General features: G+C 57.9%; 16 protein-coding genes. 13 read left to right on the top strand and 3 right to left on the bottom strand.

Annotated elements, in window-relative coordinates:
* Positions 1-297: 297 nt before the first annotated feature.
* The 3 genes from FTW19_RS23925 to FTW19_RS23915 all read left to right on the top strand — a co-directional run bounded on the left by FTW19_RS23925 (position 298) and on the right by FTW19_RS23915 (position 4383).
* Positions 298-1095: a tetratricopeptide repeat protein gene (locus FTW19_RS23925; RefSeq protein ID WP_187143154.1), complete on the top strand. Its 798-nt coding sequence runs from the start codon at positions 298-300 to the stop codon at positions 1093-1095.
* Positions 1096-1224: 129 nt separating this feature from the next.
* Positions 1225-2247: a sugar phosphate isomerase/epimerase family protein gene (locus FTW19_RS23920; protein ID WP_147650073.1), complete on the top strand. Its 1023-nt coding sequence runs from the start codon at positions 1225-1227 to the stop codon at positions 2245-2247.
* Between the two features lie 510 nt (positions 2248-2757).
* Positions 2758-4383, top strand: coding sequence for a Na+/H+ antiporter (locus FTW19_RS23915; protein WP_147650072.1), 1626 nt, complete (start codon positions 2758-2760; stop codon positions 4381-4383).
* A 130-nt stretch (positions 4384-4513) separates the two neighbouring features.
* Here the strand turns inward: FTW19_RS23915 and FTW19_RS23910 are convergent, their stop codons facing one another.
* Positions 4514-5947: a sensor histidine kinase gene (locus FTW19_RS23910; protein ID WP_147650071.1), complete on the bottom strand. Its 1434-nt coding sequence runs from the start codon at positions 5945-5947 to the stop codon at positions 4514-4516.
* A complete protein-coding gene (locus FTW19_RS23905; RefSeq protein ID WP_147650070.1) occupies positions 5944-6618 on the bottom strand; it encodes a response regulator transcription factor in 675 nt (224 codons plus the stop codon). Before FTW19_RS23905 ends, FTW19_RS23910 begins: the two co-directional genes overlap by 4 nt.
* A 215-nt stretch (positions 6619-6833) precedes the next feature.
* Between FTW19_RS23905 and FTW19_RS23900 the strand changes: the two genes are divergently transcribed.
* From FTW19_RS23900 to FTW19_RS23890, 3 genes are all read left to right on the top strand, one after another.
* A complete protein-coding gene (locus tag FTW19_RS23900) occupies positions 6834-7337 on the top strand; it encodes a hypothetical protein (protein ID WP_147650069.1) in 504 nt (167 codons plus the stop codon).
* Between the two features lie 33 nt (positions 7338-7370).
* On the top strand, positions 7371-10364 hold the full coding sequence (locus FTW19_RS23895) for a TonB-dependent receptor (protein WP_147650068.1): 2994 nt from the start codon (positions 7371-7373) through the stop codon (positions 10362-10364).
* A 79-nt stretch (positions 10365-10443) separates the two neighbouring features.
* Positions 10444-12966: a TonB-dependent receptor gene (locus FTW19_RS23890; protein ID WP_246153471.1), complete on the top strand. Its 2523-nt coding sequence runs from the start codon at positions 10444-10446 to the stop codon at positions 12964-12966.
* A 43-nt stretch (positions 12967-13009) separates the two neighbouring features.
* Here the strand turns inward: FTW19_RS23890 and FTW19_RS23885 are convergent, their stop codons facing one another.
* Complete coding sequence (locus FTW19_RS23885; protein WP_147650066.1) at positions 13010-14032, bottom strand: metallophosphoesterase family protein; 1023 nt, start codon at positions 14030-14032, stop codon at positions 13010-13012.
* A gap of 762 nt (positions 14033-14794) precedes the next feature.
* Here FTW19_RS23885 and FTW19_RS23880 point away from each other — a divergent pair.
* The 7 genes from FTW19_RS23880 to FTW19_RS23850 all read left to right on the top strand — a co-directional run bounded on the left by FTW19_RS23880 (position 14795) and on the right by FTW19_RS23850 (position 25533).
* Complete coding sequence (locus FTW19_RS23880; protein WP_147650065.1) at positions 14795-18196, top strand: TonB-dependent receptor; 3402 nt, start codon at positions 14795-14797, stop codon at positions 18194-18196.
* Between the two features lie 76 nt (positions 18197-18272).
* Positions 18273-19610: an acetamidase/formamidase family protein gene (locus tag FTW19_RS23875; RefSeq protein WP_147650064.1), complete on the top strand. Its 1338-nt coding sequence runs from the start codon at positions 18273-18275 to the stop codon at positions 19608-19610.
* A gap of 38 nt (positions 19611-19648) precedes the next feature.
* Complete coding sequence (locus FTW19_RS23870) at positions 19649-20992, top strand: acetamidase/formamidase family protein (RefSeq protein WP_147650063.1); 1344 nt, start codon at positions 19649-19651, stop codon at positions 20990-20992.
* Between the two features lie 387 nt (positions 20993-21379).
* Positions 21380-22075 carry a response regulator transcription factor gene (locus FTW19_RS23865; protein ID WP_147650062.1) on the top strand — a complete coding sequence of 232 codons (696 nt, stop codon included), beginning with the start codon at positions 21380-21382 and terminating at the stop codon, positions 22073-22075.
* 40 nt (positions 22076-22115) lie between these two features.
* Positions 22116-23549 (top strand): sensor histidine kinase, encoded by a 1434-nt coding sequence (locus tag FTW19_RS23860; RefSeq protein ID WP_147650061.1) that lies wholly within the window; start codon positions 22116-22118, stop codon positions 23547-23549.
* Positions 23550-23623: 74 nt separating this feature from the next.
* Positions 23624-24310 carry an ankyrin repeat domain-containing protein gene (locus FTW19_RS23855; protein WP_187143153.1) on the top strand — a complete coding sequence of 229 codons (687 nt, stop codon included), beginning with the start codon at positions 23624-23626 and terminating at the stop codon, positions 24308-24310.
* 494 nt (positions 24311-24804) lie between these two features.
* A complete protein-coding gene (locus tag FTW19_RS23850) occupies positions 24805-25533 on the top strand; it encodes an SDR family oxidoreductase (RefSeq protein WP_147650059.1) in 729 nt (242 codons plus the stop codon).
* The last annotated feature ends 54 nt before the right edge of the window (positions 25534-25587 follow it).

Genomic DNA, 25587 nt, shown 5'->3' with positions numbered 1-25587 from the left:
TAGCGCGATATTCCCACATCTCGACGAGGCCGAGATATAAGGTACCCGGCAGTGTGGGAACTTTTCTATCTCTAGGACGTACCTATTCCTTACGACCATCACAGGATGGTTTAGCCGCTGGGGGCAAAGTGTTGAAGAAGCGGATTTCTCCGCCCCCGTGGTCGCTACGAAATAGCAAACAAAAGGCCCCCGAGCACTTGACAGAAATACGAATTCTTTCGTATTAAAGATGTAAATAAGTTCATAGTTCTCCCTGGACGGCTATCTGATGCGATGCAGCAACGCAAAGGAGGCAATGTGTCCATTCGTTTGAGTTCAATCTGTTTGATGATCTTTGTCTGCATGGGTGGAGTTGTTGTGTCACCGCTCCCTGCCCAGCAACCGTGTCGTGGTGCGGAGCTAAAAGACTCCGGCAAGGCGTTGGAGCGAACCGGAGATCGGCAGGGAGCGATCCGTCTTTATCAGCAGGCGGAGCGGGATTATGAGCGATGTGGACAGCAGGTGGAGGCGGTGAGGTTGGCGAATGATCTTGCCGACCTTTACATGGCTGCGGGAGAGATGAAGAAGTCTTATCAGCAGAAGCTGATTGCGCTGAAGGGCTTCCAGCAGGCGAAGGATGCCGCTAATGTCTTCCGCGCTTCGGTTGCGATTGCCACGATTCTGTTCACACAGAAGAAGAAGGATGAGGCATCGCATTATCTCGATATGGCGCGGGTAGCGGCACAGACCGCGACGCTCAGCGATGACGATCGTGCGATGTTGTTATCGCTGGAAGGTGCGGAGATGCAACTCGCTGGATCTCCGGAGGCGGCGTTGCCGTGCTTCCGTGAGGCTCTGCGGCTTTGGATTGCAGCGAATGGCCCGGGTCATCCGGATGCGGGATGGGCGCATCTTTTGCTGGGGCAGGGCCTGGCGATTGCGGGAAGGCCAGAACCCGCTCTGCAGGAGCTACAGGCAGCGATCTCGATTCTGCATATGACGCAGCCCCGGAACGATCCGCATTATGTCTTTGCCGTAAAGGAGTATGCCCATGTGCTGGAGATGGCGGGAAGAAAGTCGGAGGCGAAGGGAATGATGGCTGCGGCGTTTCAGTGAGAACGGAAAACGGGACGATACATACCTGCGCTCCACGTGATATATAGCTTGGGTTGGGAAATTGCTCCGTGTACGGTCGATTCAGGAAGCCGGACAGGGGCGGGGCACAACCAGGCAAAGGGAGAAGGTATGTTCGACAACACCTCACGTCGTGCGTTTCTGAAACAGAGTGCTGTGGTGGGAGCCGCGGTGTTGCTGCGGGATGGGCTGGCGACGGCGCAGGAAGCGGAGCCGGTCTGGAGAGACCGGATCGGGCTGGAGCTTTATACCGTCCGCGATGTGATGGCGGATGATTTCGAGGGTGTTCTGGCGAAGGTGGCGCAGATCGGCTACAAGGAGGTTGAGCCGGCGACCGGCTTCAACAATATGGATGCGAAGGCGTTTCGAGCTCTGCTGGATCGCTATGGCCTGAGTATGCCGAGTACGCATACGGGATATCTGTCGGCGGATGATCCGGAGATTGAGCGCAAGCTTGAGGCGCTGCAGGTGATGGGTGTGAGGTATACGGAGATCCGGCCCGCGGGTGCGCCGGCACAGACGCAGCAGCGGCGGCAACTGGAGCCGGGAGCCTACTACGACCAGGGGACCGGCATTACACATAATGCATTCAAAGAAGCTGGAGCCTTTGGGCCGTATCAGCCGAAGGTGAAGCTGGATGCCGTGAAGAAGCGGGCCGCCGAATTGAATGCGAATGGAAAGATCGCGCACAAGTTTGGGATGAAGTTGTTTGTCCATAACCATACGGGTGAGTTTGAGAAGCTGTTGGACAGCGATCAGACGACGTATGACGTTTTGCTGGCGGAGACTGATCCGGAGCTGGTGACGATGCAGCTTGATATCGGCTGGGCGTGTATTGCCGGAATGGATCCGGTTGCGATGTTCCGGAAGAATCCGGGGCGCTATGAGCTGTGGCACATCAAGGATGTCTTCGGATTGGAGACCGTCAACAAGTCGCTCTCGCCGAACGAGCGGGTGAGCAGTATGTCGCTGGTGCCGGTGGGTACGGGGCAGATTGATTACAAGCCGATCTTCGCGCAGGCGAAGCTGGCTGGATTAAAGCATTTTGTGGTGGAGCAGGACAATGCCGCGGCGTATGGAGATTCGCTGGCGGCGGTGCGGGTTTCGTATCGGAATCTGAGGGGGATGTTGTAGGGAGGAGCCTTATGTGGTGGGAGCAGCGGGCTTTCGGGCAGGCACTATACGCGCTGAAGGCGCGCTCTATACCAGCCTGGGGCAACGCCCCAGGTCTCAGTGCCCACAAGATGTTAAAGGGCTGAAGGCCCGCGCTATAACTCTGCAGTGAAGGGAGATTAGTGCGAATGCGGGGACGAGTAGGAGTGGTGGACTTTAGTCCACGGTTTACAGTCCAAAGAAGTTGGGCTTTCCTTTCCCAGATGGGCTCCTTCAGCCATTTGGCATGAGGAGTATAGATCGGGCCTTCAGCCCTCAGACCTATTAACTATCCGAGACCTGGGGCGTTGCCCCAGGCTGGTATAGAGCGCGCCTTCAGCGCTTTTATCAGCGGATGGTGTACCCAGTGCATGGGCTCACTAAGCGGGTCCTTCGCCTGCGGCTCAGGATGACAGATTCAGGTGCATGGGTTCTCGCGTGCGTCACCGATAGAAGTCCCGGCAGCTTTGTACAACCGATAGAATCGGTGGGATGGAAGCCGGGTTCGTTGGAAAAGAGAGCATCTTTCTGCTCCTGCTGCTCTTCATCGCGGTGTTTGCGGGAGCGGCGCGGCGGCTTCGTGTGCCTTATCCGATTTTGCTGACCATCATTGGCGGTGTGCTGGGGCTGCTGCCGGTCTTTCCCAACATCGCGCTGGAACCGAATCTGGTCTTCTATGTCTTTCTACCGCCGCTGCTGTTTGCTGCGGGATGGCAGCTTTCGTGGCGTGAGTTTCGTGCCAATCTGGGCAGAATCTTTGCGCTGGCCGTGGGGCTGGTTACCTTCACGATTGTGGTTCTGATTGCGGCACGAACACAGCTTCTGCCGGGCTTCGATGTGAAGTCGGTGCTGCTGCTGGGAGCCATTATTGGAGCGACCGATGCGATAGCGGCGACGGCGATTGCGCGGCGGCTGGGGCTTCCGCGGCGGATCGTGGACATTCTTGAGGCAGAGAGCCTGGTGAATGACGGAACCGGTCTGCTGGCTTTTCAGTTTGGATTGGCGATTCTGCTCAGCGGGCATTCGCCCACCGTGGTGGAAGGTGTTGGCCGGCTGGTCTATCTTTCCGCCGGCGGTGTGCTGGTTGGCTTGCTGGTGGGCCTGGCCGTCTCGATGCTTGAGCGCTGGATCGACGATGCGCCGATCGAGATTGTGGTGAGTCTGCTGAGTTGTTATGCGGTGTACATCTTTGCCGAGTATCTGCATACCTCTGGTGTGTTGGCGGTGATTGCCTGCAGCATGCTGATGAGCCGCGAAAGCCACCGCTTTATGTCACCACAGGTCCGGCTGCAGTTTGCCGTGGTGTGGGATGTGTTGACCTTTGTGCTGAATGGCGTGGTCTTCATTCTGATTGGTCTGCAGTTGCCGTTGGTGAGGGCGCAGTTGTCAGGCATTGGGATGTGGCGGCTGCTGTGGACAGGAACTCTGTTCAGCGGGGCGGTTGTTGTGCTGCGGCTGTTCTGGATCTTTGCGGAGACGTATGCCGTGTACTTCTATCGGCACTTGCAACGGGTTGGAAATAATCCTGTGCCAAAGCCGAAGGAGCTGCTGGTGCTTGCCTGGGGTGGTATGCGTGGCGTGCTCTCACTCGCGGCGGCGTTTTCTGTGCCGTACACGCTGAGCAATGGGGCTGCGTTTGTGCAGCGCAGCATGATCATCTATCTGACCTTCTGCTTGATCGTGACCTCGTTGGTGTTGCAGGGATTGTCGATGCCGTGGCTGATTCGCTTGACGCAGATCGGTGGGAGCAACGAAGAGGAAGTGGAGGAACGGCGGGCGCGGCGGAGATTGGTCGAAGACGCGTTGCGCTATTTGAACCGGCGGCGCGTGCAGGACAGATACGAGCCGGGTGTGGTGCGCGAGCTGCAATCAACCTATGAACGTCGGCTTCATGCGTTGCCGGCAGAGGATGTGGAAGAGGTAGAAGGCTTCAGCAGGATGCAGCGTGACGCGTTGCTGCTGGAGGTGTTGCAGGTGGAGCGGGAGACATTGCTGAAGCTGCGGAATGACGCATCTATTAGCGATGATGTGCTGCGGGCGATTCAGCGGGACCTGGATCTGTTGGAGAGTCATATCCATACCGGATCGGCAGCGAGTGAATTGATGCGGCATTTGTGATGTCACGCCAAAGCGAGATGTTGTGCTTCGGCGTAAATGGATTTGCCCTCAGCGACTAAAGCCGCTGAGGGCGCTCTGTGTTAGAGAAGCAGAGAAGCGGGTCCTTCGCTCCGCTCAGGATGACAAGCCTTTATTGTTCTGCGGCTAATGAGATGAGTTCTGCTGATGGGATCTCTGTCGCAAGTGGCATGGTGACCGAGAACTCGCTTCCATTGCCTGGAGTAGAGGCGGCGGTGATGGCGGCGCCGTGGACACCGGCGACCCACTGTGCGATGGCGAGGCCGAGGCCGCTACTGCCTTCTTCCTGGGTTCTGGAGGGATCGACACGGTAGAAGCGGTCGAAGATGCGTGGCAGAGCTTCGGGGGCGATGCCGATGCCGTTGTCCTGAACCTTGAGATGGATGTGCTGCAGGTCGGAGGTGATCGAGACAGCAATCGCTCCATGCTCTGGCGTGTACTTGATGGCGTTATCGAGCAGAATGCCGACCATGCGGCGCAGCAGCGATGGATCGCCCATGGTCCAGGCGTCGGAAGCGATGCTGGCTTGCAGCGTCTGATGTTTGAGGTTCGCTTTGGCTCGTAGATTATCCGCGACTTCGCAGACGAGCTCGGACAGCGGGACGAGCTGCATATCGATGTGCTGCTGCACCATGTCGGCACGGGTAACGGCCAGCAGGTCCTGCAGCAGGCGGGATGTTGCCTCACATTCCGTGGTGATGGTGCGAAGCGCGGCGCGGTATTCTTCCGCCGTGCGCTTGCGATGCAGCGCGAGAGAGGCCGTTGTGAGCATGACTGTGATGGTGGTTCCGAGGTCATGCGAGATATCTTCGGTGAACTGTGTCAGCCGGCTGACGGCGGTGTGGAGACGTTCGAGCAGCTCGTTCCAGGTTTCGGCGAGTACCTGCAGCTCATCGGAAGTGTTGGGTATGGGAAGCCGGCGTTTCAGGTCATGAATGCCAATGCTGCGGGCCTCGGCGGTCATTTGTCGTACAGGACGAAGAGCACGGTCGCTGAGAACGAAGCCGCCGGCGGCGGAGGCAATCAACAACAACGGACAAAAGAGCAGATAGGAGTTGCGGACGTTCTCCATCATCTCGGCATGTTCATCGATCTTGCCGGAGAGGGAGAGCCGCAGCTGCCGGCCATCCATGGTGACAACATGGTTGAGCGTGCGTATGGAATGGCCGTACTGCCGGACCAGCCCGAAGCAGCGCTCGATGCAGGGTTGATGGGGCCAAGGTACTTTAAACGCGGACGCGCCGGGTGAGGAATAGATGGGAGTGCCGTCGAGCTCGTAGACCTGGATGATGTCGGTGGCTGCAATGGCGATGCTTAGACGGTCGAGTTTCTCGGTCAGCGAGAGGGTCTTATCTTTCTCCGGCCAGGTCTCGATAAAACGCACGAAGCGCTCTTCCCGTGCCTGCATGGTGACTTGCCTTGATGTTTCGAGCGCATAGTTCATGTAAACGTACGAGAAGCAGCCCAGGCAGACCATGGAGATCAGCGCGAAGACGGTGTAGAGTACCGCCAGTTTGAGACGCAGCGATCTCAGTGTGAGCTTCATCGTGACGAGGTCAGCATGTAGCCGAGCGAGCGCGCCGTGCGGATCATGCTCTCCTCTCCCTTGATGTCGATCTTCGAGCGCAGGCTGTGGATGTAGAAGTCGACGTTGCCGTCGCTGACATCGGCATCGAAGGACCAGCCTGCTTCGCGAAGCTGATTACGCGTGACGACCTTATTGGCGCGCCGCATGAGCAGCTCCAGCAGAGCGTATTCCTTGCGCGTGAGCGTGATCTCGTTGTCATCGCGGCGGACGGTGTGGCTGTCGCTGTCGAGATGAAGATTGCCGACGGAGATGATGTTTGATTGCAGCTCGGGGCGCCGCCTTCCCATGGCGCGGACGCGCGCGAGGAAGACGGGGATCTGGAAGGGTTTGGTCAGGTAGTCGTCGGCGCCGAGGTTGAGGCCGTGCACGATGTCGGGCATGGAATCCTTTGCCGTCAACATCAGGATGGGGACAACACATCTGGACGACCGCGCTTCTTTCAGCAAAGAGAAGCCATCGAGCCCTGGGAGCATGACGTCGAGTACGGCGACGTGAAAGGGCGCGCCGAGCAACAGATCGCGGCCTTCGTCACCGCGTTCTGCAATGGTAACCTGGTGGCCGTCTTCCACCAGGCTTTGCCGAAGCACACCGCTCAGACGCCGATTGTCTTCAACTACCAGAACATTCATCGCTGTTTCTTGATTACACCCTCTGCCTGTGTTTAGGGGGCGTGGATGTGTGAATTCCCTGTAACAGAGCGGTGTTTCTAAGGCTGATCTAAGAAGAAGCCGCTTGAATCAGGCTCATCGGCGAACAGAAGAAGAGTTTTGCATGGAGCGGAACGACGCGCTCTGTCTGCCAGCCGACAGGACTATTCCTTTTCATCCCTATTCAGGAGAGCAGAATGCAAACGTTTGTTCGTAAGGCCGTCATCGCTATTGCTTTGGGCGCGGGAGTCTCGTCCGTGTCTGCATTTGCCCAGTCGCAGGATCCCAGCACCTACATGCATGTGCATGCGCCGTTTGCGCAGTCGCTGGTGATGAAGGTGAAGGCAGCGCACGATGCCGACCTGGTGAAGCTCGGTCTGCATGCTACGCCGCCGGGAGAGACCGACAACGTCATCATCGCCAATATCACTGCGTCGAAGGTCGGCAAGAAGTCGTCGGCTGCTGACATGGAGAAGCTTGCAAAGCAGCAACCGATTGCTGTGCGGCTGGACAAGGACAAGACCTTCGACCTTCTGATTCCGATTACCGATGCTAAGGGACGTGACCTGAGTGGCGGTTTTGTGGTGATGGAGGTTCCGTACACCAAGGCGGCGAGTGAAGAAGAGGCAATCAAGATTGGCCTTGCCGTTCGCGATGATATGCAGCGCCAGATTCCCAGCAAGAAGGCTCTTTACCAGTAAAGCGGGCGATGGCCCGCGGAAGGATGAAACGCGATGAAGAGAATGCTGACGTTGTTGCTCCTGTTGCTCCCGGTACTGCGCCTTGCGGCGCAGACCGACCGGGCGACGTTGACCGGTGCGATTACGGATGCTTCGGGTGCGCGGATCGCCGGTGCGAAGATTGTCCTCACGTCTGCCAATACCGAGACGCGGCGTGAGACAGTGACGAACAAGGCCGGTGTGTACACCGTGACCTCACTCTCCACCGGAACGTACACGGTGGAGGTTGAGGCGGGTGGATTCGCGAAGTACCAGGTAGATGATCTGACACTCGATGTAGGCCAGACGCGCACGCTCGATATGAAGCTTGCGGTTGCCGGTGAGTCCACGCAGATTGAGGTGAGCCCTGATTCGGGGCTTTCGAAGTCCTCTGCTGAGATTGGCGGTGTAGTGCATGGCAAGCAGGCGACGGATGTGCCGCTGAATGGCCGGAACTACATTGGTCTGGTCTCGCTGGCGCCGGGTGTGATTGATGGCGGCACGGGCACGCAGCAGGATATGCGGTTTGCCGGTCTGTCGGATGAAGACAACACCTGGCATCTGGATGGCGTGGATAACTCCGGCATCAATCATCAGTACCAGAAGGTGGATCTTCATCTCCAGGTATCCACAGAGGCGATCGCGGAGTTTCGTGCGAACGGCGTTGTCTACAGCGCCGATCAGGGCGGAACCGCAGGCGGCCAGGTTGAGGTGGTCTCGAAGACAGGCGGCGACAAGTTTCATGGAGCGTTGTGGGAGTATCTGCGCAACGATGTCTTCGACGCTGCTCCGTGGGGAGCGAATGGTGTGCTGCCTCCGCTTCGCTTGAATAACTTTGGAGCGAACCTGGGTGGTCCTATCCTTCGAAAGAAGCTTTTCTTCTTTGCAAACTACGATGCATTACGTCAGGTCATTGATCAGACGCTGACCGGTACCGTACCGAGCCGTAGCTATCGTTCGCAGGTGGCGACGCAGCAGCCGGGTCTGGCCGCACTGATCAACGCGTTTCCTTTGGGGCAGAAAAGCATCAGCGCTGTCAGCGACACTTGGTTCGGCAGCGGACGCCAGGTGACGCATGAGGATGCGGGCATTCTGCGCCTGGACTATCACGTCAATGAGCGGATGAATGCGTTTGTCCGTGTCAATACCGATCACTACACGCAGAGTGCGCCGAATGGACTTGCTCCATCGACGGGGTTCAATAACCTGAACACGCCGAATGCAACTATCGGTTTGCAGAACACCTTCACGCCGCGCTTCTATAACGACTTCCGTTATGGATTCAATCGCGCCGAGTTCCTTCAGGGACAGACGACGCCGTTCCCGTTCGCGCTGTCGATCAGTACGTTTACAAGCATTGGCAATCCTGCTGGATCGATCCGTAACGACAACTCGTTTACGGCGCTCGACGATGCGACCTTTCTCTATGGAAGGCATACGTTGAAGGCTGGCATTACTGTGCGCCGCGTGCAGGAGAACAAGGCATCGCCGAACAGTCCGGACGAGACGATTGCCTACGTTGACTACACGACGTTCCTGCAGAACAAGATCGACTCCGATACGTACAACGGCCAGGTGCCTGTGACCGGCCAGCGTATGACCTCGTACTTCGGGTATGTGATGGATCAGTTCAAGCTGAGCCCGACGATCAATCTGAACCTCGGGCTTCGCTATGAGTACTTCGGCGTGAATCATGAGGTGCTGGGCCGTGGACAGCTTGTCGATCCACTGCACTGCGCCGCGGTGATCTGCCCGGCGGGAACGGCTTGGTATGACCCGAATCTTGCCAATTTTTCACCGCGGGTCAGCGGCACATGGTCGCCGGCAGCGCTGCGTGGCAAGTTTGTGGTGCGTGCCGGCTTCGGCATCTACTACGGCTTCGGTCAGTTCGGCGGGTTGAGTGCGCCGATCTCGAACCTGGCTACCAAGTACACCTTGAATCAGAAGCAGGTGCCCGGTCTCAGCTATCCCATTCCTCCGGGGCTGGGTGTGGCAACGGGAAGCGCCAGTCCGTCGGCGTCGTCGATCAAGCGCAGAGATACCGCTGTGAATGAGTGGACGCTGTCGATCCAGCAGGAGATTGCGAAGCAGACGATCTTCCAGGTCGCCTACTTTGGAACCAGCGCGGCGCATACCTTCTCGGACACGACGCTGAACGGCATCAATCCAGCGACGGGCACGCGGCCGTATGCGAACTTCTCCACCATCGACTACCGCGCTACCGATGCACATGCGAGCACGAACGCATTGCAGACGAGTCTGCAGCGCAACATCACGCACGGCCTGCTGGTATCGGCCAACTATCAGTACTCGCACCAGATTGATAATGGCGGTATTGGCGGCGGCGAATCGGATGCTCCGCAGAATGTTGCCTGCCGCGTGTGTGAGCGGGCTTCGGGCGACCAGGACCTGCGGCACTACTTTGCGGCGAGCGCCGTATGGCAGTTGCCCTTCGGTCGTGGCCGGGCGTATCTCAACAGTGTCTCGCGGCTTGGAGATTACTTCATCGGCGGCTGGCAGATGAGCGGTATTGCTTCTGCCCGCAGCGGCCAGCCGTTGAATATTACGGTCAGCCGGAGTGCGACTGCGTTGCCGGATCAGTTGAACAAGGGCCAGCGCCCGAACCGCGTGCCGGGAGTCTCGATGTATGCGAGCCCTCGTACACCGGCGCTGTGGCTCAATCCGAATGCGTTCTCCATGCCTGCAAATGGTACGTGGGGCAACCTGGGACGCAATGCGGCGCGTGGACCTTCGCACTGGCAGATCGATCCTGCGCTGCGTAAGCGCTTCCCGATCAGCGAGCGTGTCGGCCTGGACTTCAAGGCGGAGGCGTTCAACATCTTCAACGTGGCTCAGTACGGCAAACCGGCGACAACATGGTCGCAGCCTACTGGATCGGGTACATCGACTCCAACGAACTTCGGTGTCATCACCAGTTCGTACAACAGCAATCCAACCGGAAGGGGAACACCGCGCGAGCTGCAGTTCAGCCTCAAGATGGAGTTCTAAAAACGTTGGGTGGTTATGTGGCCCCGTTCACGAGGCGGGGCCACATCTTTTTTCTATGAGGGGAATTGCTTTGCGTTGTGTGATTCAGCTTCTGCTCCTTGTGGGGCTTACTACGGTTGCGTTCGCTCAGCAGACGGTCCGCGGAAGCGTGGTCGACTCTGGCGAAGCAGTGGTTCCCGGTCTTACGGTTGAGCTTTCAGCGCAGAACGGAACGACGGTCACTGCAGTAACGAATGAGGCAGGACGGTTTTTCTTCCGCGGTGTCGGAGAGGGAGCATATCACCTGCACCTGGCGGCACAACAGAGCTTCGCGGTGTTCGATACGAAGCTTACGGTTGGACGGCGGCCGGTGGACGAGGTAACGATCCACCTTGTAGTGGCTGAGGTGAAGACCGAGGTCGATGCAGTGGAAGAGGAGGCGGGAGTTTCCACGGCTGCGGAGTCTAACGCCAATCAGGCCGCCGCGGACAGTAAGGCACTGGAGGCGTTGCCGATCTTCGACCAGAACGTACTGGGTGCGTTGATGCCGTTTCTTTCGCAGTCGGCGATTGGGACCAGCGGAATCAGCATCGTGGTGGATGGCGTTGAGATGAAGGGGACGGGAGTGAGTGCGTCGGCGCTGAAGGAGGTGAGGATTAACAACGATCCTTACAGCGCAGAGACCAATCGTCCGGGCAGGGGGCGCATCGAGGTCATCACGAAGGCGCCGGGCGACAAGGTGCATGGCACACTTAACTTCCTGATTCGCGATGCCGCACTGGATGCGAAGAACTATTTTGCGCAGGTTAAGCCGCAGGAGCAGAAGCGGATCTTTGAGGGGTCGGTGCTGGGGCCGCTTTATCGCGGCAGCAGAACGGGCTTTCTGATCTCGGGCTCGCGGCAGGAGGATGATGCGCAGGCGATCGTGCATGCTGTTTCGCCGGCGGGGCCGATTGATGCGAATGTGCCTGCGCCGGTTCATGAGACTGACTTCGCCGTGCGGCTGACGCGGGATCTGAATGCGAACCACAGGGTCTCGCTGCAGTACAACGTAACGGACGTGGTGTCGAGGAACCTTGGTGTCGGGGGACTGGTGACGCAGGATGCCGGAATAAATTCGCAGGCGCGAGAGGAGGATGTCATCTTCAACGACCGGCTGATCCTGTCACCGACGCTTATCAACCAGTTGCAGCTCTTCTATGAGAAAGATCATGACCCCGCGCGCAGTGTAGTGAACGCGCGGAAGCTTGTTGTTGATGGCGGATTCACCGGCGGAGGCGCGCAGGCGGATCAGTACACGACGGAGAACAACCTCAAGATCAACGATATTGTCAGCCTCAGCCGCGGAAAACACTATGTGAAGTTCGGCATCACGATTCCGAATATCAGCCGCCGGGCGTGGGAAGACCATACTAACCGGTTGGGCACGTATAACTTCTCAAGCCTGGGTGACTATGGAGCGGGCCGGCCCACGGCGTTTACGCAGTTGCAGGGCAGTGGGCGTGCGGTCTTCTGGCTGAATGAGCTGGGCATCTTTGTACAGGATCAGGTTCAGATAGCGCCCCGGCTTCAGGCTGTGGTGGGGCTGCGATATGACTGGCAGACATACTTTGAGTCTCCTCACAATGTTTCGCCGCGCGGTTCGCTGGCGTATGCGCTCAAGGATAAGAAGACTGTGATTCGCGGCGGTGCGGGGATGTTTTATGACCGCTCAGGGCCTGCGCCTATCGCCGATCTGAAGCTACTGAATGGTGTGAATCTTCGCTCGTATACGGTCTTTCAGGGAAGTTATCCGAATGCGGCTGTTCCAGCGGGCTATCCATCGAATCTGGTTCGCCGGGCGGACGATACGTATATCCCATGTACAGTGCACTACAGTCTTGCGTTGGAGCGCTCCATTGCTGCGGGGACGACGCTGGCCGTCTCGTATGACGGCCTTCGCGGCTTCCATCTCTTTCGATCGCGGGACGTGAATGCTCCTCTGCCGCCGATATATGGAGTGCGTCCGGATGCGAGTGTGGGTGTACTGCGTCAGATGGAATCGAAGGGGCGGCAGATCTCGAACGCGTTGGAGATCAATGTGCAGACCAAGGCGGGCCCGTGGTTCTCCGGAATGGCGCAGTATGTGTTGAGCAGGACGGAAAACGATACCGGCGGCATCGCGTGGTTTCCCGCGAATCAATACAACCTCGCGGGCGAGTATGGCCGGGCAGACTTTGATCAGCGGCATCGCTTTGAGATGCTGGGCACCTTCCACGAAGAGAGCTGGTGGAATCTTGGCCTGGGTGTGCACGTTGCCAGTGGCCTGCCGTATACCGAAACTGCGGGAATCGATCTCTTTCATACCGGAATGCTGAATGCACGGCCGGCCGGAGTGTCGCGGAATGCGTTGCAGGCGGCCGGCGCGGTGAGTGTGGATGCGCGTTGGGCGCACGATCTCTACTTCAGCCGCGGCAAGCAGAGTGAAAGGCGGCACCTCACCTTCGGTGTGGAGGCGTTCAATCTTACAAACCGCGCGAACTTCGGTGGCTACGTGGGGAATGTGCGGTCGTCGCTCTTTCAGCAACCGACTACGGCACAGCCGGCGAGGCGAATGCAGTTCTCGTTGCGGTACAAGTTCTAAAAGCAGAAGGGGCTTCCTGCTGGAAGCCCCTTTTGAGTTGCGATTACTTCGCCTTGATCTCGAAGGTATCTTTCACTTCCCAGGTAACCTTCTCGGCTTCCGGATCGGCGAGGCGATACATCTTGCCGGTGAGTGTGTCTCCCTTGAGTGTGAACTCAACGAAGTGATAGTTTGGGAACTCGTCGTTCTGATACAGGTCTTCCGGCTTACGTTCGACGCGTACCGGAGAGGCTGCTCCGCCGCCGGAGACGAGATAGGTAACGCCGTTGCGGGAGAAGCGTTCGTAATTATGGATGTGTCCGGCGCTGAGGACGATCTTTGCCTTCATTGTGGGAGCAACGCTCTCAAGGTAGTCGCGCAGCTCAATCTCATTCGGGCGCGGATTGTGACTGACGTTGATGTGCGTCTGGAAGTCGGCTACCGGCGGATGATGCAGGCTGATGAAGACAAAGCGTACGGAAGCGGGCAGATTCGCGAGCTGATTGCTCAGCCATTTTCGCTGGTTGCTGCCTGCCTGGAGTGAGGTGTCGCTGTCCAGAGCGATGGTGTAGATCGACTTGCCGAGCTGCGTGGAGTACCAACGGCGATTACGGAGGTATGGGAAGGCGCTCCACCAGTGATCGAGGGCCTCCTGCGGATCGCCATGAAACTCGTGGTTTCCGAGTGAGGGATAGATATGCAGCTTCTCGTCGCGCCAGATCTTTGTTTCGTCGTGAAAGACCTGGTAGTCATTGACGACGTCTCCGCTGTAGGGAACGTCTCCGTTCATCAGCACAGCGTCTGGGTGCTCTTCGGCGATCTTGCCGACCAGTAGGCGGCGAGCCTGTGGGCTGGTGACCTTGGTGTTGGTGGGGTCGGTAAATCGCTGGTCGCCGTAGACGATGATTCTTGGCGATCGGCTGATATCGTTGTCGGAGACGGTGAAGCTTGGGCCGGGCTGGCTGATGAGAGAGTCGGTTGAGAGGCTTTCGGGCGGAGGGAACTTCCGCTTGCCTTCCTCTTCCTGTGCGTGGAGAGCAAGGGAGAAGATCAGGCTGCACGAAAGCACAGGGATCGCATGTCGCATGAGAATCTGCCTTTCCAGTATGGAATGGTGCAGTTGTATGCGATGGAGCTTAGGAAAGCCTTAGTCAGCGCGATCTGTCACTGAAGTTTCATGCGTCGGCAGGCGAGCAGGCAGAGATCTATAGAGCGGGCCTTCAGCTCTCTCATATCTTGATCCGAAGCGCCAGAGGCGCTTGGTCTTGCTTAAGGGCACGGCTTTTAGCCGTGCCGTAGAAGATGTCTGAGAGACGGCGGCGTTAGCCGCTGAGGTCATAACCCTGTGTACCTCAGCGGCTAAAGCCGCCGTCATAGTAGCGTCTGGAACGGGACGGCTGAAGCGGTCCCGTTAAGCAAGACATTCGCACCTGCGATGCGAAGACAGGGACGCAATCTGCGAAGAGCGCTCGATGAAACAGCCAGGAGATATCTACAAATTCGATTTCGCTGCGGAATTATAGAGCTCGAAAACCTAAAGCGCTGTCCGAGGCTGGTATAGAGCACGCCTTTCCGACTCAATGAACGAGTTCATTGGGGACTCCGGCTTCAGCGTTTAGGGCTATGAGCGGCCCCTGTGTAACGAACCTGTGACAATTCATTACAAAACTGCAGGGTGGTAACACGTTGTCTTCGTGACACACTGCATTCACTCAAAATCAATCGAGCAGTGATGGAAGTAGCTCAGTCCGCTTCCCGGTAGATCCCTATCCGGGGATGCGGCGGACGTGTCTCTTCATGCCGGGTTCCAGACGTACACAACAGATTTCAACTTTGTGAGGCATTTGTTATGCGTCGTCTTTTCTTTGCAGTATTCGTGTCTCTTCTCGCCAGTGTCGGTGTCGCTCAGAGTACATTTCGCGGAGGTATCTCCGGCATTGTTACGGACACGTCCGGAGCTGTGATTCCGGGCGCCACCATTACGGTAAAGAATGAAGCTACCGCGCAGTCGTATGGCACGGTTTCATCCAGCGCCGGTACCTATTCGATCCAGGATCTTCCGCTCGGTGACTACACCGTGACGATTGCCTTTCCCGGCTTCGCCAGCATGAAAGTGGATAAAGTACGCGTCTCCGCCGGATCGATCTTCGATCTGCCGGCGAAGATGACAGTTGCACAGAACACGACGGTGGTGGAAGTAGACGCCGCGTCATTGACGCTCGACACCACTACGCAGGTGCAGACCTACACCATCCCGAAAGAGGAAGTTCAGAACATTCCTTTGAATGGGCGTAGCTTTACGGCGATGGTTAATCTGCTGCCGGGAGCGACGGGCACAAGCAGTGTGAATGGACGCGCGGGCATCAACTACATGATCGAAGGCGTGGACAACAATGACCCGGCAAACAATGGATCGGCCGCGAACCAGGGCGGTGTCGGCGGTATTCCTGGAACCCTGATTCCGATCGATGCGGTGGAAGAGTTTTCGGCGCAGACGCAGGGCGGCGCTGAGTCCGGTAAGTTCGCCGGAGCGTCCGTGAACCTGGTGATCAAGTCGGGCACTAATCAGCTTCATGGAAGCCTGTATTACTACGACCGCAATGAGTTCTTTGCGGCGATGAATCCATTTCTGCGGGCAACGAATATATCGCGGGCGAGTTCCGGCCTGGCGCCGTATGGCAAATCGAAGGTTCGCTTTCATGAGTTCGGCGGATCACTCGGCGGACCGATCTTCAAGGACAAGACCTTCTACTTCCTGACGTATGAGCGGCAGGGCTACATCCTGTCGCAGTCGACTAATACTTTTACCGAGCCCTCGACGGCGTACGTGGCGAAAGCGACGGCGCTGCTGGCGACGAAAAATATCAAACCCAGCCCAATTGCATTGGGGCTGATCAATACGCTGTGGCAGCCCTCGATGCTGACCGGACCTGCAAGCGCAAATAACTATCTGCCCACCAATGCCGCGCAGCATGGTTACAGCAACAACCTCATGCTCAAGCTTGACCAGAGCATCAATGCCAAGAACAAGCTTTCGGCACGCTGGTACTGGGGACAGGGTAGCCAGACAGCGCCGAAGGGAAGCCAGAATCCCTGGTACTACCAGGTGGCTGGTATGCACGTGCATAACATTGCGGTGATTCTGAACTCCCAGGTCAACGCAAAGATGACAAACCAGATCGTTGCCGGCGTGGATTACTTCAACCAGCCGTTCAGCGACGCTAACCCCAACGTCGATGCCTCGAAGGCAGGCTTCATCGTTGGCCTTGGGCCCGGAAATGTTCAGGGTGCGCCTACACTGAGCATCTCCGGGTTCGATGCGACGGGTCAGAGTCCGTTCTCATCGCGTCACGACTTCAGCGGGCACCTTTCAGACATCGTCTCGATGTCGTATGGCAAACATCAGATCCGTACCGGCGGCGAGTATCGTCGCACGCAGATCTACGAAGTAGGTAACGGAGCCGGTGGAAACGGCGGTACACGCGGTAACTTCAGCTTCAGCGGCAATCGCGGATTCGCGGCTGCAAATGGAGCGAACGTAGGTACGGCGTATCCCTCGACCTTTACGTACAATGGCGCCTCCACCGCGGTGGATAGCGGTCTGCGCGCACTGGCGGATTTTCTGCAGCTTCAGTCGAACTCATCCACGCTGGTCAACGGCGTGATGGATCGTATCGCCAGCGTCAACAACTTCAACCTCTATGTGCAGGACGGGTACCAGGTGACAAGCAGCCTGAACCTGACCTTCGGGCTGCGCTGGGACTATCTGTCACCGATCGGGGATAACCAGAAGGACCTGACGGTCTTCAATCCTTCGGTGGCGGCGAATGCGCTTGCGCCCACTGGCGGACTTGCCGTGGTGGGGCAGGATATCTCGGAGCCCTACAAGGCTTCATCGCTGCAACTGGCTCCCCGTGTGGGCTTCTCGTGGCAGGTGCCGATGCTGACGGACACGTTGCTGCGCGGCAGCTTTGGACTGTACTACGACACGCCATCGACGAACACATGGCTTTCGAGCAATGGCCTGCTTGGCAATCCTGCGGGAACGAAGCCGTTGTACAACCAATCGCTGACGAATCCTAACCTTGGCGAGTTGATTGCTTCTTCACAGGGATCGATCTTCCCGACGAGCCCGAAGCTTCCTGGTGCATGCTCGGGCTCGACGGTGGCGACGTGTCCAGTGGCCAGCATTGCGGCGGTGGACCCGAACTTTACGACCTCGAACACGGCAAACTATTCGCTGAACGTGGAGAAGGCGATCGGTAAGAACATGATTGCGCAGGTCGGTTATGTGGGAACGCAGGGTAAGCACCTGTTGAACGCCTACGATCTCAACCAGACACAGTTGGGTGCGGCGCTGAGCACAACGCCGATTGTGAACGGCTTCCTGCCGATCCAGCAGAAGCGGCCCTACATCGGAAAATTCCCGAACTTCGGACAGATCCGCCAGATTGCCAGCGCCGGCGGCGAGAACTTCAACAGCCTGCAGGCGCTGATCAAGACACGTAACTGGCATGGCCTGATCTCGGAGTACTCTTATACGTGGTCGCATAACCTGGGCAGCAATACGGCGCTGCCAACGGACAACACCAATCCGAATCTCGACTATGGCAACCTGGCGAACGATGTCCGCAACCAGTTCAAGGGCTTCTTCACCTATGACATTCCGGGATTGAAGCGCGGACCGAAGTGGCTGACGCATGACTGGCAGGCGAGCAGCCTGTTGTGGATCCGCGGCGGCAAGCCGATTACGGCGAGCAGCTCCGCCAATAACTCCGGTCTGGGGTTGGGTGAGGGGGCCGACCGCGCGAACCTGACGGGCAATCCGCTGACCTGCGATTCGGGCTCGACGTGCATCAGCGGTGGCACCAGCAAGTCGATCGACTATGCACTCAGCAAGGGTGTGGCGTATATCCAGTGGTTCAATCCGCTGGCGATTGTCTCGCCTGCTGCGCTGACGGCGGGAACGACGCGGGTAGGACAGTTCTATGGGCCGGGATATGCTTCGGTGGATCTCTCGATCTTCAAGAACGTTCCTCTGCGCGAGGGCATACGGGCGCAGTTCCGTGGCGAGATGTTCAATGTCTTCAACCGCTACAACTACTCCAATCCGACATTCGCGGCCAACTCCCTGACCTCGAATACGCAAACAACAGGACAGGTCACGGCGACTGCCGGCGGTTCCAGCGCTCCCGGTATCGGAGCGGGCGAGCCGTTCAACGTGCAGCTTGCTTTGAAGATCCTGTTTTAGCAATTCCTGAACTAGCCTTTCAGGGTGCGGCCGCCGCTAGGGGTTGGTGGCGGTCGCACAATTTTTTCGGAGTGTGATGATGAAGTGCTATCGCAACGTACGATTCCTGGTAGTTCTAGCTACTGTCCTGGTTCTCTCTCGTTATTGCAGCGCGCTTGATGTAACGGGAGAGTGGGTAGGGAAGATCAGCGGTCCGTTCGACTCGCAGTACACGGCCCAGTATGCACATGTAACGCTGGCGGCCGAGGGAACGAAGCTGAGCGGAGCCTGGGGAAGTTTTACCGTGCAGGGAACGCTGAACGGCGGCAAGGTCGAGCTTACGTTTCTGGATGCGGGCGGAAAGACGGCCGGCAGTCTGAAGGGCGCTGTCAGCGGAGAGACGTTGACCGGCGACGGCAGTGTGACACTGGCGCGGCGTCCGGGAGGACCGGCACAGCCGCCGATGGATGTAACGTGGTCGCTGACACGGCCGGTGAAGGCTCCCGCCGCGGCGAAGACATACGACTATGAGCCGAAGGTCTTTTACTCAATTTACTCAGCGGCTGAGCCACCGGCGCTGCATATCTTTCCCGGCGATACGGTGAACACGCGCACGATGGATACGGCGGGCCGCGATGCGAATGCGGTGCGACATGGAACCGGCGGCGATGCGAATGTCGGTCCCTTCTATGTTGAGGGAGCGCTGCCCGGCGATACGTTGGTTGTTAAATTCAGCAAGATCCGCGTCAATAAACCGGTCGGCCGTCAGGGAAGCCGCTTCAATCAGCATGCGGTGACGCAGGCATACGCGGTGGCGGCAAAGTACGACGCGAACTTCAACGGCAACTGGAAGCAGGAGCCGGAGAAGGGGACGGCGACATTGCCGGCGACGCCAGGTCTGCCGCATCTGACGATTCCATTGAAGCCGATGCTGGGCTGCATCTCGGTCGCTCCTCCGGGAGAGGAGGCGTATCGCGGCACTGATCTTGGTGTCTTCGGCGGCAACCTCGACTACAACGACAACGTCGAGGGCGTGACGATGTACATGCCGGTCTTCCATCCGGGCGCGCTGCTTGGCTTTGGCGATGCGCATGGAGCGATGGGCGATGGCGAAGTGGTCGGCACGGGCCTTGAGACATCAGTCGACGTGACCTTTACGGTGGATGTGATCAAGGGCTATCAGACGTCACAGGTGCGAGCGGAGACGAAGGACTATCTGGTCTCATTCGGCGTTTCAGGGTCTGTACCGGAGTCGATCCAACTGGCGACGACCCAACTCGCGGATTGGGTGAAGAAGGACTACAAACTTACAGACAGCGAGATCGCGTTGTTCTTCGGCGATGTGCTGAAGTACGACATCACCGAGCTGGTGGATCCGCACTTCGACGTTGTGGCGAAGGTGCCGAAGAGCGCGGTCGCCCTGCTGAATAAGTAATTCCCATTGGCTGCAACAAAAGGAAAGAGGAGTTCGTGATGGCGAAGCAGTGGATGAGGATTGCAGCGGTTGCTGGTGTTTTGTTGTGCGGGCGTATGGCCGTGGCCGCCGATGTCTCCGGTGAGTGGGTCGCCAAGGTGGCAACGCCGGGTGAGCCACAGTATGCGCATGTATTGCTGCAGGTGCAGGGAGACAAGGTGAGCGGAAGCTGGGGCTCGTCGAAGGTGGAGGGAACACTGGCCGGCGACAAGCTGGAATTGTCATTGACTGACGAAGACGGCAAGCCCGCGGGCAAGCTGAGTGCGACCTTGAATGGAGCGAGCTTTGCCGGCAGCGGAACGATGGCTATGCGGAATCGCTTCGGCGCTGGTGGCGGCTTCGGTGGTGGTGGCGGCGGTAGAGGAGCAGCCGAGGCTACGGTGAACTGGACGATGGATCGCGCGGCGACACCGCCGGCTGCTCCGCGCTCGATCAAGTTCGAGCCGAAGGAACTGTATGCGACCTACTCGGCCTCGGTGGCGCCGGCGCTGCATATCTTTTCCGGGGATGTCGTTCACACGTGGACAGCGGATGCCGGCGGCGTAGACGCGAAGGGGATTCGTCATCGCGGCGGCGACTCGAACATCGGCCCCTTTTATGTAGAGGGAGCGCTGCCCGGCGATACGCTGGCGCTGCATCTGCTGAAAGTACGCACGAATCGCGCGACGGCGCGCCAGGGAACCAGGATCAACGCGCATGCGGTGACGGCGGCTTATCTGGTGGGGGCGAAGTACGATCCTGATTTCAGCGGAGAGTGGACGTTGTTGCCGGAGAAGGGAATCGCGGTTCCGGCGCATCCTTCGGAGCATATGAAGAACTACAGTGTGCCGCTGAAGCCGATGTTGGGATGCATCTCAGTGGCTCCTCCGGGAGACGAGCAGTATCGCGGCGGCGACCTGGGACCGTTCGGCGGCAACCTGGATTACAACGACAACGTGGAGGGCACCACGGTCTATCTTCCGGTCTTTCATGCGGGTGCTCTGCTTGGCATGGGCGATGGCCACGCCGCCATGGGTGACGGTGAACTCACAGGAAGCGCGTTGGAGACGTCGATGGATGTTGACTTCTCGGTAGAGGTGATCAAAGGCGATTCAACAGGGCAAGTCCGGGCAGAGACGAAGGAATACCTGATTGCGTTCGGTGTCACGGGATCTGTTCCTGAATCGATCCAGGTGGCGACGTCGCAGCTTGCGACGTGGATCAAGAAACAGTACGGCCTGAGCGACAGCGAGGTGGCGATCCTGTTTGCCTCCACGCTGAAGTACGACATCACGGAGCTGGTGGACGCGAAGTACAACGTTGCGGCAAAGGTGCCGAAGAGCATTCTTTCCACGATGAAGTAAGAAAATGGGTGCGGACTCGCTCGTTTCGAGATACATTAACTTCAATTTCGCTCCCAGAATTGAAAAGAGCCTCCGAAAATCTGGGGATACGTGTACTACACGCCTGGGCCGATGAGCCGTCTTCGCCTGTTTCGAGCCGTGGGCCATTGAAGTTTCTCGACACGCTGTATTGTTCGACTCTCGCAGTTTCGTCCGCGGCGGTTCCCAGGGAACTGTGCGGTGGGCTCTGGAGCAATTCTCCTAATACGGTAGCTTTGGATAAAGCTGCGAATGCCGTTTTCTTCGCAGGAAAACGGCGCAAACAGCCAAGATTCCGCTCTACACCTTTAGGAGCATTGCTCTGTCCGGAAAGATAAATCGGTTCAACCGTTTCAGGAGCGTCTGCTTATGAGACCGGTGTTGATTATTGATGACGACGTGGAGCTGTGTTCCATGCTCCGGGACTATCTCGCAATGCATGGCTTCGACCTGTGCATGGCGCATACAGGCCGGGATGGGCTGGATGCGATTCGCCGTGGCAATCATGATGTTGTGCTGCTGGATATCATGCTGCCGGATATGAATGGGTACAAGGTGCTTTCCGCTTTGCGCGAGTTTTCGACGGTGGGCGTGCTGCTTCTCACCACGTTGAAGGAAGAGGCCGATCGTGTTGCGGGGCTGGAGTGCGGGGCGGACGACTTTGTTCCCAAGCCTTTCAGCACACGTGAGCTGGTGGCGCGCATCCGTGCGATGGTGCGGCGCCAGGAGAGACTGGCGGCGGTGACTATTCCTATCCAGGGGAGCGAAGGTCTGTCGCTCAACCTGTACAAGCGGGTGGTCTCATATCGTGAGAGCCAGCTTGCCCTCACAGATGTTGAGTTTGCTTTGTTGAAGGCGCTCTTTGATGCTCCCGGAGCAGTGCTGAGCCGGGAAGATCTGACGAATCGTGTTCTGGACCGGCCTTTCCATCCTTTTGACCGCAGCGTGGATATGCATATCTCGCGCCTGCGGAAGAAGCTTGAGAGCCTGCATGCTTTGCCGTACACCATCAAGACGGTGCGGAGCTCCGGATACGTGCTGGTTTCAGAGACCGCCGGTCACTAAGTAAGCCAACTTTCTGTAGTCCATTGCGAAGGCCCTGAAGATGAGAAGTCTCATTATTAAAATCTTTCTCGCGTACTGGTTGGCGGCCGGTGTGGTCATTATCATCTCGGACTTCGAGCCGCATCGCCATATCCATAATCCCGAGCTGATCGATGCCTTGAATGCATCGCTGCAGATGAACGGCCGCGAGATGATTGCGCTGCATGAGAAGAACGCCTGCGCAGAGCGCGTGAGCTCTCTGAACAAGTCTGAGGACAGAATGTCGCTGGCGACGGCGGATGGAACGATCGTCTGCGGTAACCAGGATGTTGAAGGCGCCCGCCAGCTTATCTCCGAGACGGTAAAGAGCGGTCAGCGGATGACGGCCAACAATGCTGTCTACCAGGTGATTGCGACGCCGGTACGTTCCGACAGCGGTGTGCCGTATGTGCTTCTCTTCGAGAACCGCTATAAGACGGCGTTGCAGCTGTATGGCCTGCTGCCCGGTTATACGACGATCTGCATCTCCGGTGTGGTGACGCTATTTCTTGCGGTGCTGGTGGTTCTGCCGATCCGGCGGCTGAGGCAGGCGAGCACGCAGATCGCGGAGGGGGCTCTGGATACACGTGTCAGTCAGGGGCGCATCACACGCAAGCTGGTCAGCGTCTTCCATCTGACGGACGACCTCGATGGCCTGATGGTGGACTTCAACAGCATGGCCGACCGCATCCAGTCGCTTGTAGTAGCGCAGCGGATGCTGCTTCGCGATATCTCGCATGAGCTGCGGTCGCCGCTTGCACGGTTGAACCTTGCGTTGGGGCTTGCGCGTGAGGGGCGTAAAGAGAGTATTGATCAGCATCTCGGCCGGATCGAGCTGGAGTCATCGCGTCTGAATACCTTGATCGGGCAGATCCTCTCGCTTGCCTATGTCGAGAACCTCGACAACCTGTCGCCGCGGGAGGTGTTTTCTCTCAGCCACATGGTTGAGGAACTGTTGCCGGATGTGAGCTATGAGGCTGAGGGGATGGGCCGAGGAGTAGAGCTTTTAGTGGAGCAGGACTCGATAGTGACCGGCGATACGGTGCTGCTGCGCCAGGCGTTGGAGAATGTTGTGCGAAATGCGATCCGCTACTCGCCGCCGGGCAAGATGGTGCAGATTGAGCTTACCCGGCAGGAGAGCGCGGGAGGAGTCGTTGCTGTTCTCTGCGTAACGGACAGCGGACCGGGAATTCCGGAGGACCAGTTGGAGACGGTCTTCAAGCCGTTCTATCGGGTAGGCAATCAGCGGCACAACACGCAGGATGGCTATGGGATTGGACTTGCGATCGCAAGCCGCGCAATGGCGCTGCATGCGGGTACGATCTCAGCGCGGAATCTGACAGAGAGACCCGGCTTGTGCGTGACGTTGATGTTGCCTGTGATCGAGAGCCGCGACCTGGCGGCGAAGCAGCGGAGCTTTGAGTATCTGAAGGAAGCTTCGGCGCTGGGGGATTGAGGGCGGAGATTTCTCCGCTACGCTAAAAGCCCCGACGTCAATGTCAGAGGGCTATGATTGGCGCGGAGGTGAGCATGGTAAAAGAGATCGATGCACTCCTGCGAGAGTTTGCCGACGGGCGCACAGACCTTGTGTTTGAGTTGGTGAAAGCAGGCCTCGCTCCAGATGCACAGGATAAGGACGGCGTCTCGCTTCTAAGCTGGTGTGCGTACTACGGCGATGTCAGCGCCATCAGATTCCTGCTTTCGAAAGGAGTTCCATTGGCTTCGCTTGGAACCAACCTCGATCTGAACGGCGCATGCTTTCATGGGCATTGGAGATTGTGCAAGTTCCTGATCGAGCAGGGAGCAGACGTCAACGCCGCTGATAGTGAGACCGGTGAGACGCCTCTTCATAGTGCCCTTTGCACTACGGATCGCGTTTCACACGACTGGGTGCTTGAGGTGCTGCTCTCCTCTGGAGCGAATCCTAATGTAGCCACTAAGAGTGGCGCTGAAACCGGCGGTTTCATGCGGGATGCACGAACCAGAGGGGAGACACCGCTTCATCGTGCTGCTGCGTTCGGAAGCGAAGCGACGATTGAATTGCTTTTGAGGCATGGGGCAAAGCTTGATGCGCGGGATGATCGTGGAGATTCTCCGCTCAGTTGGGGAAGCTGGTATGTGCGCCCTGATTCGATCCTGCGTTTGCTTTGCTATGGGAACTTCAGGATCCGTCCCGATCGGCAATCGATGAGAGCGAATCTGGTGGGGAAACCATAAGCGGAGACTGACCGATACACTGGTGCCCCATTCACGCGTAGTGTGAGTGGGATGTTCGAGCGGAGCTCGAATTGGTGGGAGCCGTGGGCTTTCAGCCCACGGTGTATTGGCTCTCCACGCAAATGGGCTTTAGCCCTGGGCCTTTGTCTTGATATCGAGAAGGGCCCAGGGCTAAAGCCCGTCTTTTTAGAGCCTTTTATCAGCGGGCTAAAGCCCGCTGCTCCCACCCAGTTCCAGCCCTAAATTGTGCTCAAGACGCGATGAATGTATCCCACCCATTGCGTTGTCACCCCAGCGAACGAAATTCGTCGGAGACCCCGATTTGCGATGGATGGGCACCCAGATCCTCGCTGATCCATTCTGTGTATATAGCATCATGCAGTGAACACATAATCAGTATTTGTACTATGTATTGGATTTATAGCAATGGCCGGCGCATTCTCCATTCATAGGCAGCTTCAAACAACGGAGCTGATGGGAGTAGGAGAAGAGTCATGGCGAAGACAGCAATTGTTACCGGAGCATCCCGCGGCATTGGCCGCACGATCGCGAAGCGGCTGGCGGCCGATGGATTTGCGGTGGTGGTGAACTATGCGGGCAATAGTGAACTGGCGCAGGAGGTTGTGAACGAGATCCGCAGTGCCGATGGTGAAGCGCTGGCGGTGAAGGCCGATGTGAGCAATCCCGATGATGTGAAGCAGTTGTTCGATAAGACGATTGAGGCTTATGGACACGTCGATGTGGTGGTGAACAACGCCGGCATCATGCCTCTGTCGTCGATCGCGAAGGGCGATGTGGAGACCTTCGATAAGGTGATCCAGACCAATCTGCGCGGAGCCTTCCTGGTGTTATCGCAAGCGGCGCAGCATGTGGCCGAGGGTGGCCGCATCATCGCCTTCTCGTCGAGTGTGTTGGCGAAGTCGTTCCCGACCTATGGACCGTATATCGCGTCGAAGGCCGGCGTTGAAGGCCTGGTGCCGGTGCTGGCGAATGAACTACGCGGACGCAACATCACGGTGAATGCCGTTGCCCCTGGCCCGACGGGAACCGACCTGTTCTTGAATGGCAAGACGCAGGAGCAGATTGCGCAGCTCAGCAAGCTGGCTCCGCTGGAGCGGTTAGGGCAGCCCGAGGATATCGCTAACGTCGTCGCGTTCCTTGCCGGGCCGGACGGCGGCTGGGTGAATGCACAGGTGCTCCGCGCGAACGGCGGCTTCGCCTGAGACGCGGCCGCAACGCATCGATCATCACCAACGCAACAGAACGGGAAAGGGAAC

It is taken from the genome of Terriglobus albidus (assembly GCF_008000815.1).
Lineage (GTDB): Bacteria > Acidobacteriota > Terriglobia > Terriglobales > Acidobacteriaceae > Terriglobus > Terriglobus albidus_A.
The sequence above is the reverse complement of the archived record's forward strand: the minus strand, read 5'-3'. Positions and strand labels throughout refer to the sequence as shown.

Excerpts from the sequence above, each read along its gene's own strand:
- FTW19_RS23870 (WP_147650063.1), top strand. The coding sequence starts at position 19,649 with ATGGCGAAGCAGTGGATGAGGATTGCAGCGGTTGCTGGTGTTTTGTTG.
- FTW19_RS23885 (WP_147650066.1), bottom strand. The coding sequence starts at position 14,032 with ATGCGACATGCGATCCCTGTGCTTTCGTGCAGCCTGATCTTCTCCCTT.
- FTW19_RS23850 (WP_147650059.1), top strand. The coding sequence starts at position 24,805 with ATGGCGAAGACAGCAATTGTTACCGGAGCATCCCGCGGCATTGGCCGC.
- FTW19_RS23905 (WP_147650070.1), bottom strand. The coding sequence starts at position 6,618 with ATGAATGTTCTGGTAGTTGAAGACAATCGGCGTCTGAGCGGTGTGCTT.
- FTW19_RS23920 (WP_147650073.1), top strand. The coding sequence starts at position 1,225 with ATGTTCGACAACACCTCACGTCGTGCGTTTCTGAAACAGAGTGCTGTG.
- FTW19_RS23865 (WP_147650062.1), top strand. The coding sequence starts at position 21,380 with ATGAGACCGGTGTTGATTATTGATGACGACGTGGAGCTGTGTTCCATG.
- FTW19_RS23855 (WP_187143153.1), top strand. The coding sequence starts at position 23,624 with ATGGTAAAAGAGATCGATGCACTCCTGCGAGAGTTTGCCGACGGGCGC.
- FTW19_RS23875 (WP_147650064.1), top strand. The coding sequence starts at position 18,273 with ATGATGAAGTGCTATCGCAACGTACGATTCCTGGTAGTTCTAGCTACT.
- FTW19_RS23915 (WP_147650072.1), top strand. The coding sequence starts at position 2,758 with ATGGAAGCCGGGTTCGTTGGAAAAGAGAGCATCTTTCTGCTCCTGCTG.
- FTW19_RS23910 (WP_147650071.1), bottom strand. The coding sequence starts at position 5,947 with ATGAAGCTCACACTGAGATCGCTGCGTCTCAAACTGGCGGTACTCTAC.
- FTW19_RS23900 (WP_147650069.1), top strand. The coding sequence starts at position 6,834 with ATGCAAACGTTTGTTCGTAAGGCCGTCATCGCTATTGCTTTGGGCGCG.
- FTW19_RS23895 (WP_147650068.1), top strand. The coding sequence starts at position 7,371 with ATGAAGAGAATGCTGACGTTGTTGCTCCTGTTGCTCCCGGTACTGCGC.
- FTW19_RS23860 (WP_147650061.1), top strand. The coding sequence starts at position 22,116 with ATGAGAAGTCTCATTATTAAAATCTTTCTCGCGTACTGGTTGGCGGCC.
- FTW19_RS23880 (WP_147650065.1), top strand. The coding sequence starts at position 14,795 with ATGCGTCGTCTTTTCTTTGCAGTATTCGTGTCTCTTCTCGCCAGTGTC.